The following is an 887-nucleotide window of genomic DNA, read 5'->3' as shown; positions in this document are numbered from 1 at the left end:
CTCAGTTTGAGCAGGTCAGGTGCAGGGTGAGGATGGCTTGGACGAGGTTGGTGATGCGATTGGTGGAGCAGCGCAGTTTGCGCAGGAGTCGCCAGGTCTTGAGGGCGGCCATGGCCTGCTCGACGAGCGCGCGGATCTTCGCGTGCGAGCGGTTGACGGCTTGCTGACCTGCGGAGAGCGTGTCCCAGCGGCCCCAGTAGGGCGTGCGTATGGTGCCGCCGGCACCGCGGTAGCCCTTGTCGGCCCAGCACTCCACGCCGGCTTGGGCCAGGGCGTCGATGATTCCGTGGGTGCGTGCGGCCCTGAGGTCGTGGACCGCTCCGGGCAGTGCCGGCGAGGCCCACAGCAGCCGACCGCGTGGATCGGTGATGACCTGCACGTTCATGCCGTGCTTCTTGTGTTTCCCGGAGTAGAAGGGACGGTCGGCGGCGATGCGGTCGATCGGCAGCACCGTGCCGTCGAGCACCACGAACGCCTTGGTGGAGGCGGCCTTCATCGCTCCGGCGAGCTCCGGGGCGAGGGCGGCCAGGACCTCGACCGCTTCGGCGATGTACCGGTAGACGGTGGTGGTGCCTACGCCGAACCCGGCCGCGAGCTGCGCGTAGGTGTGGCCGCACCGCAGATGCGCGAGCACGAGCAGGGCCTGTCGTCCGGCAGGAAGTCGGCGCCAGCGTGTTCCCAGTTCCTGGCGGCGGGCCCGAAGGCGGGCGGAGAGGTAGCGCAGGGTCGAGGTGGACACATCGACGCCAGACGGGTAGACAAGCACGCGGAAGCTCCTGGCAGGACAGTTGATCTAGGCAATCACCCGTCTACCAGGAGCTTCTTCACGTCCGGACACCGCCCTCAGCCCAACTGCCCGCTCACCGCGTCAGGTTGGAAACACCTCA

The 887-nt window shown here is 68.0% G+C and carries 1 protein-coding gene; it reads right to left on the bottom strand.

What is annotated here, in order from left to right:
- Position 1: 1 nt before the first annotated feature.
- Positions 2–766, bottom strand: coding sequence for an IS5 family transposase (locus V1L54_RS29270; RefSeq protein WP_330121186.1), 765 nt, complete (start codon positions 764–766; stop codon positions 2–4).
- Positions 767–887: the final 121 nt, after the last annotated feature.

This window comes from Streptomyces rubellus (genome assembly GCF_036323805.1).
Classification (GTDB): Bacteria; Actinomycetota; Actinomycetes; order Streptomycetales; family Streptomycetaceae; genus Streptomyces.
The sequence above is the reverse complement of the archived record's forward strand: the minus strand, read 5'-3'. Positions and strand labels throughout refer to the sequence as shown.